The organism is Luteimonas sp. BLCC-B24, from assembly GCF_028550595.1.
Classification (GTDB): Bacteria; Pseudomonadota; Gammaproteobacteria; order Xanthomonadales; family Xanthomonadaceae; genus Luteimonas.
The window spans coordinates 22,354-35,398 of sequence record NZ_JAQQGN010000007.1 but is presented as its reverse complement, the minus strand read 5'-3'; the positions used below and the strand labels follow the sequence as shown (position 1 = coordinate 35,398).

The following is a 13,045-nucleotide window of genomic DNA, read 5'->3' as shown; positions in this document are numbered from 1 at the left end:
TCGTCCCCTCGCCCATGACCGCCCACGTGCCTGCCGGCGCGCCCGTGAAGATCGGCCGCGCCCTGCTCTCCGTTTCCGACAAGACCGGCCTGATTCCGCTGGCGACCGCACTGTCCGCGCGCGGCGTCGAGCTGCTGTCGACCGGCGGCACCGCCAAGGCAATCCGCGACGCCGGCCTGCCGGTGCGCGACGTCAGCGAGATCACCGGTTTTCCGGAAATCATGGACGGCCGGGTCAAGACCCTGCACCCGAAGGTACACGGCGGCCTGCTCGGCCGGCGCGGCACCGACGACGCGGTGATGGCCGAGCACGGCATCGGCGCGATCGACCTGCTGGTGCTCAACCTCTATCCCTTCGAGCGCGTGGCCTACGCGCCGGATGCGAAGTTCGACGACATCGTCGAGAACATCGACATCGGCGGCCCGGCGATGCTGCGCGCGGCGGCGAAGAATTTCGCCCACGTCGCGGTGGCGACCGATCCGGCGCAGTACGACGCGCTGTTGGCCGAGCTCGACGCCAACGACGGCGCGCTCGCCGGCGCCACCCGCTTCGCGCTGGCGGTCGCCGCGTTCAACCGCGTGGCGCAGTACGACGCGCGTATCAGCGACGTGCTGTCGTCGATCGCCGAGGTCTCCGACGCGGGCGCGGTCTGCCGCGGCCCGTTCCCGGCGCAGAGCAACGGCAATTTCATCAAGCTGATGGACCTGCGCTACGGCGAAAACCCGCACCAGCGCGCGGCGTTCTATCGCGACCTGTATCCGGTGCCGGGCACGCTGGCCACGTTCGAGCAGCTGCAGGGCAAGGAACTGTCGTACAACAACATCGCCGACGCCGATGCCGCCTGGGAGTGCGTGCGCCAGTTCGACGCGCCGGCCTGCGTGATCGTCAAGCACGCCAATCCCTGCGGCGTCGCGGTGGGCGCCGCCTGCGGCGATGCCTACGAACTCGCGTATGCGACCGATCCCACGTCCGCGTTCGGCGGCATCATCGCGTTCAACCGCACGCTCGACGCCGCGACGGCGAAGGTGATCCTCGACCGCCAGTTCGTCGAGGTGCTGATCGCGCCCGACTTCGAAGCGGGAGCACTGGACTACGCGACCAAGAAGGCCAACGTGCGCGTGCTGCGCATCCCGCACGGCGACGGACGCAACATGATCGACGTCAAGCGCGTGGGCTCTGGCCTGCTGATGCAGGACGCCGACAACCACGACGTCGCACGCGACGCGCTCAAGGTGGTCACCCGGGTCGCGCCGACGGATGCGCAGCTCGACGACCTGCTGTTCGCGTGGAAGGTCGCCAAGTTCGTCAAGTCCAACGCGATCGTCTACGCCAAGGACCACCGCACGATCGGCGTGGGCGCCGGCCAGATGAGTCGCGTGTACTCGGCGCGCATCGCCGGCATCAAGGCCGGTGATGCGGGCCTGGTGGTGCCGGGCTCGGTGATGGCGTCGGATGCGTTCTTCCCGTTCCGCGACGGCATCGATGCGGCTGCCGAGGCGGGCATCCGGGCGGTGATCCAGCCCGGCGGCTCGATGCGCGACGCCGAGGTGATCGCCGCTGCCGACGAGCACGGCATCGCGATGGTGTTCACCGGGGTGCGCCACTTCCGCCACTGAGCGTGGCCTGCCCGTGCACGTCGGCGTGCACGGGGACGACCGGCGTTTCGGCGCACCGTCCCCGACAGGCGCGCCGATGCGCCGAGCGCGTTGCGACGGTCCCGTCCGGTGGCGGGGACTCGACGTCTGGGCCGCCCGCGACCGCGGACAGCCGCCGCCCATCGCACGCACGCCTGCAGGTCGCGGTGTCGGCGCCCGCCGGCACCCGAGACATGCGGCGCGCGCTGCGCGGATGCGCGCGCAGCGCCGCGTTCCCGTGTAGGCGCGCTTGCGCGCGAGCGCGCGCCGTCAGGCGGGGGACGTGCCCGCCGGCGCCGCCCCCGGGGCGACGGTCTTCGTCGCGGTCCAGATGCTGCGGTCGATCGTGTCGCCGAGTTCGGGGAACGCCGCCGCATCGAAACGGGGCGACGTCTCGCCGGCGCGGATCTTGCGGTCGTAGTCGCGGGTCAGGCGCACGGCGACGCCCGACAGCAGCACGATCGCCAGCAGATTGACGATCGCCATCAGGCCCATCGCCGCATCCGCGGTGTTCCACACGATGTCCAGACGTGCGAATGCGCCCCAGGCCACCATGCCCAGGCAGCCCAGGCGCAGCAGCAGCAGCGCGACGCGACCGCCGCGCAGAAACACCAGCGCACTCTCGGCATACGCGTAGTTGCCGAGGATCGAGGTCGTGGCGAAGAACGCCAGTGCGATCGCGATGAAGGTCGGCCCCCAGCCGCCGAAGTGGATGGCCATCGCCTGCTGGGTGAGCACCGCGCCGTCGCCGCCGGCGGTGTCGAGCGCGCCCGAGAGCAGAATCATCAACGCGGTCGCGGTGCAGATCACCAGCGTGTCGACGAACACGCCGAAGGCCTGCAGCAGGCCCTGGCTGGCCGGATGATGCGGCGAGGGCGTGGCCGATGCGGCGATGTTGGGCGCGCTGCCCATGCCGGCCTCGTTCGAGAACAGGCCGCGCTTGACGCCGTTGAGCAACGCGACCGCCAGTCCGCCGAGGACACCGCCGGCGGCCTGATCGAGACCGAACGCGCTGCGCACGATCAGCGCCAGCATCGCCGGCACGTCGCCGAGATTGGTCACGATCACCCAGGCGGCGAGCAGCAGATAGGCCAGCGCCATCGCCGGCACCACCAGCTCCGCGGTCGCCGCCACGCGGCGCAGACCACCGAAGATCACCGGCGCCGCGATCGCGACGAGCACCAGCGCTGTCCATCCGGGCGTGACACCCCAGGCGCCGGTCACCGCCTCGGAAATCGAATTGGCCTGCACGGCACTGAAGACCAGTCCGAACGCGAGGATGAGACAGACCGAAAAGATCGCGCCCAGCCAGGGTGCGCGCAGGCCGTGGGCCATGTAGAACGCCGGGCCGCCGCGGTAATGCCCGGCGGCGTCGCGGCGCTTGTACAGCTGGGCGAGCGCACTTTCGACATACGCCGTCGCCATGCCGAAGCAGGCCACCAGCCACATCCAGAAGATTGCGCCGGGGCCGCCCACGGTCAGCGCGATCGCCACGCCGACGAGATTGCCCGTCCCCACCCGCGAGGCGAGGCTGGTGCACAGCGACTGCAGTGGCGAGATGCCGGCGCGGTCACCGTCGGTGCCGCGCACCAGGCCCGAGAGCATCTTCGGAAACCGGCGGAACTGGATGAAGCCCAGGCGCACGCTGAACAAGACACCGACCAGCGGCAGTACGCCCACCAGGACGTAGTTCCAGAGCACGCCGTTGATCGCATCGACGACGGGCGCGAGCGCGGATTCGATCAGCGGGACGACATCCATCGGCGCGGCGGACTCCGGTGCGGGAAAGGGGCCCGAGCCTAGCATCCGTGCCGTGTGCGTCCGGATGCCCGTGCGCGTGCCGGCGGCCGGCGGCCCGGCAGGCGCGGCGTGGCGCCAGCCGCTAAAATCGGGCTCCCCTTCAACCTGGTGGTCTCATGCAGAAGCTGCTCGTCATCGGCGCCGGTGGCCGCGAACACGCGCTGGCGTGGAAGCTCGCGCAATCGGCCCACGTCGGCGAAGTGCTGGTCGCGCCGGGCAATGCCGGCACCGCGCGCGAGCCGAAGTGCCGCAACGTGGCCGTCGCGGCGACCGATCTCGACGCGCTGCTGGCCCTCGCACGCGACGAGGGCGTCGCCTTCACCGTCGTCGGCCCCGAAGCGCCGCTGGTGGCCGGTGTCGTCGACCGTTTCCAGCAGGCGGGGCTGCGCATCTTCGGGCCGTCCGCGGCCGCGGCCCAGCTCGAGGGCAGCAAGGCCTTCGCCAAGGATTTTCTCGCCCGCCACGCGATTCCCACCGCCGCCTATTCGGTGTTCAGCGATGCCGACACCGCCGTGGAATACGTGCGCCAGCACGGCGCGCCCATCGTCATCAAGGCCGACGGCCTGGCGGCGGGCAAGGGCGTCATCGTCGCGACGACGCTGGACGAGGCGGAAGCCGCGATCACCGACATGCTCTCGGGCAATGCCTTCGGCGCAGCCGGTGCGCGCGTGGTGATCGAGGAGTTCCTCGATGGCGAGGAAGCCAGCTTCATCGCGATGGTCGACGGCACGACGGCATTGCCGATGGCGACCAGCCAGGACCACAAGCGCGTCGGCGACGGCGACACCGGCCCCAATACAGGCGGCATGGGCGCCTACTCGCCGGCGCCCGTGGTCACGCCCGAGGTGCATGCGCGGATCATGCGCGAGGTGATCGCGCCCACGGTGCGCGGCATGGCCGCCGACGGCGTGCCGTTCACCGGCTTCCTCTATGCCGGCCTGATGATCGATGCGAGCGGCGCGCCCAAGGTCATCGAGTTCAACGTGCGCTTCGGCGATCCGGAAACGCAGCCGGTGATGATGCGGCTGACCTCGGATTTCGCCGCGCTGATCGACGCCGGCATCGACGGCCGCCTGGACGCCGTGCAGGCCGACTGGGACCCGCGCCCCGCGCTCGGCGTGGTGATGGCCGCCGAACACTACCCGGGCACGCCGCGTACCGGCGACGTCATCAACACCTGGGACACGCCGCCGCTGGCCGACACCAAGGTCTTCCATGCCGGCACCACGCTCGATGCGCACGGCCAGGCGGTGACCGCCGGCGGCCGCGTGCTGTGCGTGACGGCGCTGGGCGAGACGGTGGCCGACGCGCAGACGCGCGCCTATGGCGAGCTGGCCGGTATTGCCTGGCCGGGTGAATTCCACCGCCACGACATCGGCTGGCGCGCGATCGAACGCGAACGCGCCGGCGCCTGACGTCCACACCGAGATCCGCCATGAATCCAGGCAATGCCGAGCTGAGCATGACCGTGCTGATGACGCCGGACATGGCGAATTTCTCCGGCAACGTGCACGGCGGCACGCTGCTGAAGTATCTCGACGAAGTGGCCTATGCCTGCGCCAGCCGCTATGCCGGACGCTACGTGGTCACGCTGTCGGTGGACCAGGTGACGTTCCGCGAGCCCATCCACGTCGGTGAACTGGTGACCTTTCTCGCCTCGGTGAACTACACCGGGCGCACGTCGATGGAAGTCGGCATCAAGGTCGTCACCGAGGACATCCGCCACCGCGCCGTGCGCCACACCAACAGCTGCTTCTTCACGATGGTGGCGATGGACGAGGCCGGGCGCCCGACCCCGGTGCCGCCGCGCGAGCCGCAGACCGCCGAGGAGCACCGCCGGTTCGCGCAGGGCCGCCAGCGGCGCGAGATCCGCCAGGAGCTCGAGCAGCGTTACCGCGCCGTGCGCGAGACGACGGACTACGTCGCCGGCTGACGCCGCGCGCAGCGCCACAGGCCTTTGCTAGGCTCCGCGCATCCGTCGAGGAGCCTGCATGGCCGGCCAGTCCCAGTTCGCGCTGCTGCGGCAGCGTCGCTTCCTGCCCTACTTCACCGTCCAGGCCCTGGGCGCGTTCAACGACAACGTCTACCGGCAATCGATCATCGCGCTGTTGTTCTTTCTGGGCGTCAGCACGGCCGAGCGCACGCTCTACACCAATCTCGCGCCGGCGCTGTTCATCCTGCCGTACTTCCTGTTCTCGGCGATCGCCGGCCAGATCGCCGAGAAGCTCGAGAAACACCGGCTGATCGTGATCACGACGACGATGGAGATCGTGATCATGTCGGTCGCGGCCGCGGGCTTCCTGCTGGAGAACATGCCGTTGCTGCTGGTCGCGCTGTTCCTGACCGGCATGCAGTCCACGCTGTTCGGGCCGGTGAAGTATTCGATCCTCCCCTCGGTGCTGCGCCCGGAAGAACTCACCGGCGGCAACGGTCTGGTCGAGATGGGCACCTCGATCGCGATCCTCGTCGGCATGATCTACGGCGGCCTGGTATTCAAGCTCGCCGGCAGCTATGGGCCCGAAGCGGCGGCGCTGTCGGTGGTCACGCTGGCGGTGGCCGGCAACGTGGTCGCGCGGCTGATTCCGAAGGTCGATGCCGGCGCGCCCGCGCTCGAAGTCAACTGGAACCCGATCCCCGAGTCACGCGCGGTGCTGCGTCTGGCGCGCCGCCAGCTCGCCGTGCGCAACGCGATCCTCGGCGTGTCCTGGTTCTGGTTCGTCGGCACCGTGCTGACCGCGCAGCTGCCCACCTATGCCGAGGTGTATCTGGGCGGCGTGGTCAACGACACCGCGCTGTACATCTTCGCCCTGGCCCTGTTCTCCGTCGGCGTCGGCGTGGGCTCGCTGCTGTGCGAAAAGCTCTCGGCCCGCACGGTCGAGATCGGCCTGGTGCCGCTGGGTGCGTTCGGCATCACTGCCTTTCTGCTGGATCTCTATCTCGCGCGGCCCGGCCTGCCCCCGGCCACCGGTCTGACCATCGCGCAGTTCCTGCAGGCGCCGGGCGGCTGGCGCATCGCGATCGACCTGACCGGCATCGGTCTGTTCACCGGCGTGTTCGTCGTGCCGCTGTTCGCGTTGATCCAGAGCCGCACGCCGAAGTCGGAACTGTCGCGGGTGATCGCCGGCCTCAACATCCAGAATTCGCTGTTCATCGTCACAGCCGCGGTGCTCGGCGTGCTGGTGCAGATGGACGGGGTCACCGTCGCCGGCCTGCGCATTCCACTGCCCGGCCTGAGCATTCCGCAGGTGTTCCTGGCGCTGGGCATCGCCAACCTGCTGGTGGCGATCTGGATCTTCACCCTCGTGCCCGAGTTCCTGATGCGCCTGGCGAGCATGCTGCTGGTGCGCACCCTGTACCGGCTGCGCGAGCGCGACGTGGATCCGGCGATTCCGGCCGACGGCCCGGCGCTGATCGTCTGCAACCACGTGAGCTACATGGACGCGCTGATCCTGGCGGCGGCGATTCCACGTCCGGTGCGCTTCGTGATGTACCACCGCATCTTCGCCATCCCAGGCCTGCGCTGGATCTTTCGCCACGCCAAGGCGATTCCGATCGCCGGTGCGAAGGAAGACCCGGTGCTGATGCAGAAGGCGTTCGATGCGATCGACGCCGCGCTCGCTGACGGCGAACTCATCGGCATCTTTCCCGAGGGGCAGCTGACCCGCGACGGCGGCATCGGACCGTTCAAGAGCGGGGTCGAACGCATCCTCGCGCGCGCGGCCGAACGCGGCCAGACGGTGCCCGTGGTGCCGATGGCGCTGCGCGGCATGTGGGCGAGCATGTGGAGCCGCCGCGCCGATGCAGCCGGTGCCGGACGCCTGGCGCGCATGCGCGTGCCGCGGCGCTTCCGGGCACGGATCGACGTCGTCGCCGGACCGCGGATCGACGACACCGCCGGGCTCGGCGCGGCCACGCTCGAGACGCAGGTGCGCAGCCTGCGCGGTGATGCGGCCTGAAGCCACGCGACACGCGCGGGCGTTACAGTAGCGCCGCCCCGACTCTCCGGATGACGGGACCGTCTGCATTCTTGCCTTGCACAGGAGACCGCAATGAGTTCGATCCCACCCGTCCCGCCCGCGGCACCGCCACCGCCTCCGCCGCCGGGCGATCCCTACGGCGCACCCGCCGCGATGCCCGGCACGCCGATCGCTCCGGGCACCGTGCCCAACTACCTGGCGTGGGCGATCATCGCGACCGTGCTGTCGCTGTGCCTGTGCTGCGTCGTCGGCACGATTCCGGGCATCGTCGCGATCGTGTTCGCCGCCAAGGTCAATACGCTGCTGGGCCAGGGTGACCTGGCCGGTGCCCAGCGCGCGTCCAACACCGCGAAGGTGTGGTGCTGGGTGACCACGGGCCTGTGCATCATCGGCCTGCTGTGGACCGTCTACTCGCTGACGCTCGGCGGTGGCATGGAGCAGTACCGGATGATCTTCGAACAGATGCAGAGCGGCGTCTGATGCACGCCGCCGGCAGCCGGGCGCCCCGCCTTCCCGCCGCGCGTCTCGTCGCCTTCGCCGGCGCCGGAGCGGCGGCCGTGGGCGCGGGCGTCTGGCTGCTGCGCACGTTCGATCCGAATGCACCGGGCAATCCGTTTCCGCCCTGCATGTTCTACACCGCGACCGGCTGGCACTGCCCCGGTTGTGGTCTCACCCGCTGCCTGCACGCACTCGCCCACGGCGATCTGCCGCAAGCGATGGCGATGAATCCGCTGCTGCTGGTGCTGGTGCTGCTGACACCTGTGTTCGTGGCCTGGCGCCTCGGCTGGCGGGCGCGTGTCCTGCAGCCCATGGCGCGCCTGATGTCCACGGCGACGTTCTGGATCGGTCTGCTGGCGCTCTACGGCGTGGCACGCAATCTGCCGTGGGCGCCGTTCACCTGGCTTGCGCCGGGCGGCTGATCACGCCGATCCCCGGCGCTGCACGCGGTCCGCGTGCCACCGCGCGATCAACCAGCGCGAGATCGACGAGCGCGGTGACAGCGCCAGCTCGGGATGCGCATCGTCCAGCGCGCGGCCGATCGCGTCGACGTCGAACCAGCGCGCGTCCTCCAGCTCGTCGTTGACGCGCGGGGCATCGGGTTCGGCCTCGGCGATGAAGCCGAGCATCAGCGAGGACGGAAACGGCCACGGCTGCGAAGCCAGATAGCGGCAGCTGCGGATGCGCACGGCGCTTTCTTCGAACACCTCGCGCACCACCGTCTGCTCGAGCGTCTCGCCCGGTTCCACGAAGCCGGCGAGCGTGGAATACCGATGCGGCGGCCATGCCGCCTGGCGGCCGAGCAGCAGGCGCTCGCCGTCGGTCACCGCGACGATCACCGCTGGGTCGGTACGCGGATAGTGTTCCAGGCCGCAACCGGTGCAGCGGCCCAGCCACCCCGCGCGCGCCCAGGCCAGCGATGCCGCGCAGGCGCCGCAGTAGCGATGGCGACTGCGCCAGTGCAACACGGCGCGGGCCTGGGCGAACGCCGTGGCCTCACGCGCCGGCCACTGCGCGGCCGCGCTGCGCAGGTCCGTCATGCCGTGCGCCGGCAGCGACGCCGGGGCATCCGCCGCGGGCAGTGCGAACCAGCCCTGCTCGCCGTGCAGGCCGAGAAACACCGCCGTCTCCGGGCGCGGCCCCACCGCGGTGCCCACCAGCTGCGGCGGCGCGCCGTCGGCATCCACCGCAGCATCGCCGCGGGCGTCCAGGACCAGCACGCGCGCGTCCGGCCAGAGTCTGGCCAGCGCGTCGGTGTCGGTACGCAGATGTTCGGCGCGATCGAGCGGCGCCTCGACGAAGCTGAAGTCCATCGGCGGATTATCGCCACATCGCGTCGAGCGGGGCATCACACCGGCGATGGCGCGCGCGCCTGCGCGCGGATTCAGACGGTGAAGCTGCTGCCGCAGCCGCAGGTCGACTTCGCGTTCGGATTGCGGATCGTGAACTGGGCGCCGTGCAGGCTCTCGACGTAGTCGACCGATGCACCCATCAGGTACTGCAGGCTCAGCGGATCGACGACCAGGGTCACGTCGTCGGTCACGATCGCCAGATCGTCCTCGCCGCGCTCCTCGTCGAATTCGAACCCGTACTGGAACCCGGAACACCCGCCGCCCTGGATGTAGACACGCAGGTTCAGCGCCGGATTGCCTTCGCCCTCGATCAGCTCGCGCACTTTGGAGGCCGCCGCCGGCGTGAACTCGAGCGGCCGCTCCAGCGACTGGTAACCGGGGGCTTCGAGCGAGAAGACATCGTTGTTCATGGCGCACAGGATGGGGGCCGTGGCCCCCCGCTTCAAGCGTCGGGTGCGGAACGCGGCGTCACGTCGGCCCAGCTGAACGCGCGTTCCACGGCGCTGCCGCGCTGCGGCGCCAGCCGCACCGTCACCCGCAGCGGCTGGAAGCCCGGCGGCAGCACGATGTCGCCTTCGACCTGCTGGAAATACTTGAACGAGAACTCGACGCCTTGCGCATCCGCGCTCTGGCGCAGATCCGACCAGTCCAGCGTTTCGAGCCGCCCGTCGCGGGTGCCTTCGATGGCCAGGCGCATCTCGCCGGTGCTGGCCGCGTCCCGATTGAGGCTCTGGGTCAGAGTGGCCGTGTAGTGCCAGCCCTGATCGGTGCGCGGCTGCAGGCGCAACTCATGCACCGTGAGTCCGCGCCGCTGCGCGGTCGAGCCGACGAAACGCTCGTAGAACGCGACGTCCGCGCGCAGGGCCGCGATCTCCTCGTCGCGCTCGGCGAGCGTGTTCTGCACTTCGCGGTTCGCGTCGCGGCTGATCTGGTCGGACCGGGTGAGCGTGGCGACCTGCTGCTGCAGGGATTCGATCTGCGTGGCCTGTTCGGCCAGCTGCCGTTGCGGATTGTCGCTGCCGGGTGCGAACAGCTGCCAGGCCCCCCAGAATCCGAACAGCAGGGACACGAGAACGAGTGCGATGGCACCGAGCATCCAGCGCATGCCCGGCGTGGGCGGTGGTACGGCGGCGCCGGGCGCAGGCGTCGGGCCGGTAGGGGCGGACTCAGTCATCGCCACGGTATAGCGAGGCCGCCGAAGCGGCGTCAAGCGCGGGCCCTGCCTATACTCGCCGGCATTGGGCGACGGTTGGCGTTCGCCCCGAGCGGGAGCTGCGATGTCGGACGCCCACCTGTTCGCCACCGGCGTGGTCCTCGCCTGGCTGGCCGGCGTGCGCGTGTATCTGACCGTGTTCGGCATCGGCGTGGCCGGCGCCCTGGGCTGGCTCGATCTTCCGCCAGCACTGGAGGCGACGACGTCGCCGTGGGTGCTCGGTGTCTCGGGCAGCCTCGCCCTGGTGGAATTCTTCGCCGACAAGATGCCCGGCGTCGACTCGGGCTGGGACCTGCTGCAGACGCTGGCGCGCGTGCCGGCAGGCGCGTTTCTCGCCGCCGCCGCATTGTCCCCGGATGGCGAACTCGGCGCGGGCATGCTGGCCACCGGCGCCGGCGTGGCGCTCACCAGCCACGCGGTCAAGGCCGGGACGCGACTGCTGGTCAACGCCTCGCCCGAGCCTGTCAGCAACGTCGCGGTGTCGACCGCGGAAGACGGGCTGGCCCTCGGCGCGCTCGGCCTGATGCTGGTGTCGCCCTGGCTGGCACTGGCGCTGGCCGTGGGCGCCGCCGGGCTGCTGGCGCTGGCGCTGCTGTGGCTGGTGCGCCGGCTGCGCAGGCCCCGCAGCGCGTCGCGTCATCCCCCGGCCTGAGATGCGGGGCGCGGGCGACGTTGCCGCGTCCTCACGGGTGCCACCGGTTAAAGTTGCCTGCTTGCCCCCACCGCGTCAGAGTCCGTCCATGTCCGATGCCGACAGCCGCCACCGCGCCGAGTTCCCGCCGACCGCCTACTGGCGGCGCTGGGCCGCCGACGCGGGGCAGCCCACGCTGCCCGCCGACCCGGCCGATGCCCTGCGTGGCGACACGGCGCCCGTTGCCGCCTCGACACCCACGGCGACGCCGGAGCCCGTCCATCGCGTGCTGATCGTCGAAGACGATCCCAGCCAGGCGCTGTTCGCCGAAAGCGTGCTCAACGGCGCGGGATTCGAGGCGCGCGTGGTCGGTGTGGCCGCGGAATTCCTGGTCACTGCCGCCGAGTTCCAGCCGGCGCTGGTGCTGATGGACCTGCACATGCCCGGCATGGACGGTGCGGAACTCACGACGCTGCTGCGCCAGCAGCCCGCACTCGCGCACATTCCGGTCGTGTTCCTCACCGGTGACGATGATCCCGAGCGCCAGTTCGAGGTGATGGAAGTCGGCGCCGATGACTTCCTCACCAAGCCCGTGCGTCCGCGTCACCTGGTCGCCGCGGTGCAGAACCGCATCCGCCGCGCCCGCGCGTTGCAGCAGATGCCCGATCCCGGGCGGCATCCGGTGACCGGTCTGCACAGCCGGATCGAACTCCTGCAGCGGCTGGCCGAGGCGATCCCGGCCCGGCCCGCAGGCGCGCTCGGCTTCATCGAGATCGAGGGCGTCACCGCGCTGCGCGACCGCTACGGCTACGCGGGTCTGGAAACCATCCTCACCGACGCGGGACGGCATCTGCGTCAGCTGGTGGGTGACGCGCCGGCCACCCGGCTCAACGACAACACCTTCCTCGTGTTCGCGCCCGATGTCGCGCGCACGGCACTCGACGGCTGGGCGCGCGGGCTGCGTGACGGCATCGGCAGCCACGCGTTTCCGCTCGGTGACCAGAACATCCGCCTGCGCGCGCTGGTCGGTTATGCCGACCTGGCCCACGGCTACGAGGATCCCGGCAACGCGCTGGCATCGGCCGAGCAGGCATTGCGCGAAGCGCGCGGCACGCCCGTCGGTATCGCGGTGCATCTGCCCGCCGCGGCGCCCGCAGCCGGTGATGCGCCCGACGCGTTCGCCCACGATCTTCGCGATGCACTGCAGGAAAACCGCATCGAACTCGCCTTCCAGCCGATCGTCGCGGTCGCCGGCGGCGACGAGGCCCAGTACCAGACGCTGCTGCGCCTGCGCGGACGCGACGGCGAGCTGCATTCCGCTGCCCGCATCCTGCCGGCAGCGGAAAGCGCCGGCCTGCTCTACGACATCGACCGCCGGGTCATCGAGCTCGCACTGGCCACGCTGGTCGAGCGCGGCAAGCGCGGCGGTGCGATGCGCCTGTTCGTCTCGCAGTCCTCGCGCAGCCTGATCCAGGCCGGCCATGCCGACTGGCTGCTGCAGCAGATCGAGGCCGCCGGCGTCGGCGGCGCGTCGCTGGTCATCGACGTGCGCCAGGAGGACGCGCTGATCCATGCGCTGTCGCTGCAGGAGTTCTGCGCGAGCATGGTGCCGGCCGGCGTGCAGCTGTGTCTGGGCCAGTACGCGGCCGGCGACGATGCCGATGCCCTGCTGGCCCAGCTGCCGCTCGGCTTCGTGCGGCTGGCGGCGCGGTACTCGCGCCAGCTCGACGAGCCGAGGGTGCGTGACGAGATGCGCGGCGCGGTCGAACGTGCCCATCGCCTGGGCCTGCAGGTGATCGGCCAGCAGGTGGAAGATCCCCAGGCGGCCGCCACGCTGTGGATGAGCGGCATCGACTACATCCAGGGCAACCTGGTCCAGCGCGTCGCCGATGCGCTCGACTTCGACTTCCATCACTCGGTGCTCTGACGCCTATGATCAT

12 protein-coding genes are annotated in these 13,045 nt (G+C 70.5%); 8 read left to right on the top strand and 4 right to left on the bottom strand.

Going from position 1 to position 13,045, the window contains the following annotated elements:
* The first annotated feature begins 14 nt into the window (after positions 1 to 14).
* Positions 15 to 1,616 carry a bifunctional phosphoribosylaminoimidazolecarboxamide formyltransferase/IMP cyclohydrolase gene (gene purH / locus PQS31_RS13650; protein WP_272763290.1) on the top strand — a complete coding sequence of 534 codons (1,602 nt, stop codon included), beginning with the start codon at positions 15 to 17 and terminating at the stop codon, positions 1,614 to 1,616.
* Positions 1,617 to 1,904: 288 nt separating this feature from the next.
* Here purH and PQS31_RS13645 read toward each other — a convergent pair whose 3' ends face one another.
* Entirely contained in the window at positions 1,905 to 3,395 is a 1,491-nt protein-coding gene (locus tag PQS31_RS13645; RefSeq protein ID WP_272763289.1) for an alanine/glycine:cation symporter family protein, read from the bottom strand.
* Positions 3,396 to 3,550: 155 nt separating this feature from the next.
* Here PQS31_RS13645 and purD point away from each other — a divergent pair, with 155 nt between their 5' ends.
* The 5 genes from purD (at position 3,551) to PQS31_RS13620 (ending at position 8,331) form a co-directional block, all read left to right on the top strand.
* Entirely contained in the window at positions 3,551 to 4,849 is a 1,299-nt protein-coding gene (purD, locus tag PQS31_RS13640; protein WP_272763288.1) for a phosphoribosylamine--glycine ligase, read from the top strand.
* 20 nt (positions 4,850 to 4,869) lie between these two features.
* Positions 4,870 to 5,367, top strand: coding sequence for an acyl-CoA thioesterase (locus tag PQS31_RS13635; protein WP_272763287.1), 498 nt, complete (start codon positions 4,870 to 4,872; stop codon positions 5,365 to 5,367).
* 58 nt (positions 5,368 to 5,425) lie between these two features.
* On the top strand, positions 5,426 to 7,390 hold the full coding sequence (locus tag PQS31_RS13630; protein WP_272763286.1) for an MFS transporter: 1,965 nt from the start codon (positions 5,426 to 5,428) through the stop codon (positions 7,388 to 7,390).
* A 174-nt stretch (positions 7,391 to 7,564) separates the two neighbouring features.
* Positions 7,565 to 7,891 carry a CD225/dispanin family protein gene (locus PQS31_RS13625; protein ID WP_272763424.1) on the top strand — a complete coding sequence of 109 codons (327 nt, stop codon included), beginning with the start codon at positions 7,565 to 7,567 and terminating at the stop codon, positions 7,889 to 7,891.
* A 77-nt stretch (positions 7,892 to 7,968) separates the two neighbouring features.
* Positions 7,969 to 8,331 (top strand): DUF2752 domain-containing protein, encoded by a 363-nt coding sequence (locus tag PQS31_RS13620; protein WP_272763285.1) that lies wholly within the window; start codon positions 7,969 to 7,971, stop codon positions 8,329 to 8,331.
* On the opposite strand, the gene nudC is transcribed toward PQS31_RS13620, so the two are convergent.
* The 3 genes from nudC to PQS31_RS13605 all read right to left on the bottom strand — a co-directional run bounded on the left by nudC (position 8,332) and on the right by PQS31_RS13605 (position 10,435).
* Entirely contained in the window at positions 8,332 to 9,222 is an 891-nt protein-coding gene (gene nudC, locus PQS31_RS13615; protein WP_272763284.1) for an NAD(+) diphosphatase, read from the bottom strand. It abuts the gene before it with no gap.
* Between the two features lie 71 nt (positions 9,223 to 9,293).
* A complete protein-coding gene (gene erpA / locus PQS31_RS13610) occupies positions 9,294 to 9,671 on the bottom strand; it encodes an iron-sulfur cluster insertion protein ErpA (protein ID WP_272763283.1) in 378 nt (125 codons plus the stop codon).
* A 32-nt stretch (positions 9,672 to 9,703) separates the two neighbouring features.
* On the bottom strand, positions 9,704 to 10,435 hold the full coding sequence (locus PQS31_RS13605; protein ID WP_272763282.1) for a DUF6776 family protein: 732 nt from the start codon (positions 10,433 to 10,435) through the stop codon (positions 9,704 to 9,706).
* A gap of 103 nt (positions 10,436 to 10,538) precedes the next feature.
* On the opposite strand from PQS31_RS13605, the gene PQS31_RS13600 reads away from it, so the two are divergent.
* Together PQS31_RS13600 and PQS31_RS13595 are read left to right on the top strand one after the other, a co-directional pair.
* Positions 10,539 to 11,126, top strand: a complete 588-nt coding sequence (locus tag PQS31_RS13600) for a DUF4126 domain-containing protein (RefSeq protein WP_272763281.1) — start codon at positions 10,539 to 10,541, stop codon at positions 11,124 to 11,126.
* Between the two features lie 88 nt (positions 11,127 to 11,214).
* Positions 11,215 to 13,032 (top strand): EAL domain-containing response regulator, encoded by a 1,818-nt coding sequence (locus PQS31_RS13595; protein ID WP_272763280.1) that lies wholly within the window; start codon positions 11,215 to 11,217, stop codon positions 13,030 to 13,032.
* The last annotated feature ends 13 nt before the right edge of the window (positions 13,033 to 13,045 follow it).

What these genes read in the sequence shown, in the direction of transcription:
- purH (WP_272763290.1), top strand. Translation starts at nt 15, where the DNA reads ATGACCGCCCACGTGCCTGCCGGCGCGCCCGTGAAGATCGGCCGCGCC.
- PQS31_RS13645 (WP_272763289.1), bottom strand. Translation starts at nt 3,395, where the DNA reads ATGGATGTCGTCCCGCTGATCGAATCCGCGCTCGCGCCCGTCGTCGAT.
- purD (WP_272763288.1), top strand. Translation starts at nt 3,551, where the DNA reads ATGCAGAAGCTGCTCGTCATCGGCGCCGGTGGCCGCGAACACGCGCTG.
- PQS31_RS13635 (WP_272763287.1), top strand. Translation starts at nt 4,870, where the DNA reads ATGAATCCAGGCAATGCCGAGCTGAGCATGACCGTGCTGATGACGCCG.
- PQS31_RS13630 (WP_272763286.1), top strand. Translation starts at nt 5,426, where the DNA reads ATGGCCGGCCAGTCCCAGTTCGCGCTGCTGCGGCAGCGTCGCTTCCTG.
- PQS31_RS13625 (WP_272763424.1), top strand. Translation starts at nt 7,565, where the DNA reads ATGCCCGGCACGCCGATCGCTCCGGGCACCGTGCCCAACTACCTGGCG.
- nudC (WP_272763284.1), bottom strand. Translation starts at nt 9,222, where the DNA reads ATGGACTTCAGCTTCGTCGAGGCGCCGCTCGATCGCGCCGAACATCTG.
- erpA (WP_272763283.1), bottom strand. Translation starts at nt 9,671, where the DNA reads ATGAACAACGATGTCTTCTCGCTCGAAGCCCCCGGTTACCAGTCGCTG.
- PQS31_RS13605 (WP_272763282.1), bottom strand. Translation starts at nt 10,435, where the DNA reads ATGACTGAGTCCGCCCCTACCGGCCCGACGCCTGCGCCCGGCGCCGCC.
- PQS31_RS13600 (WP_272763281.1), top strand. Translation starts at nt 10,539, where the DNA reads ATGTCGGACGCCCACCTGTTCGCCACCGGCGTGGTCCTCGCCTGGCTG.
- PQS31_RS13595 (WP_272763280.1), top strand. Translation starts at nt 11,215, where the DNA reads ATGTCCGATGCCGACAGCCGCCACCGCGCCGAGTTCCCGCCGACCGCC.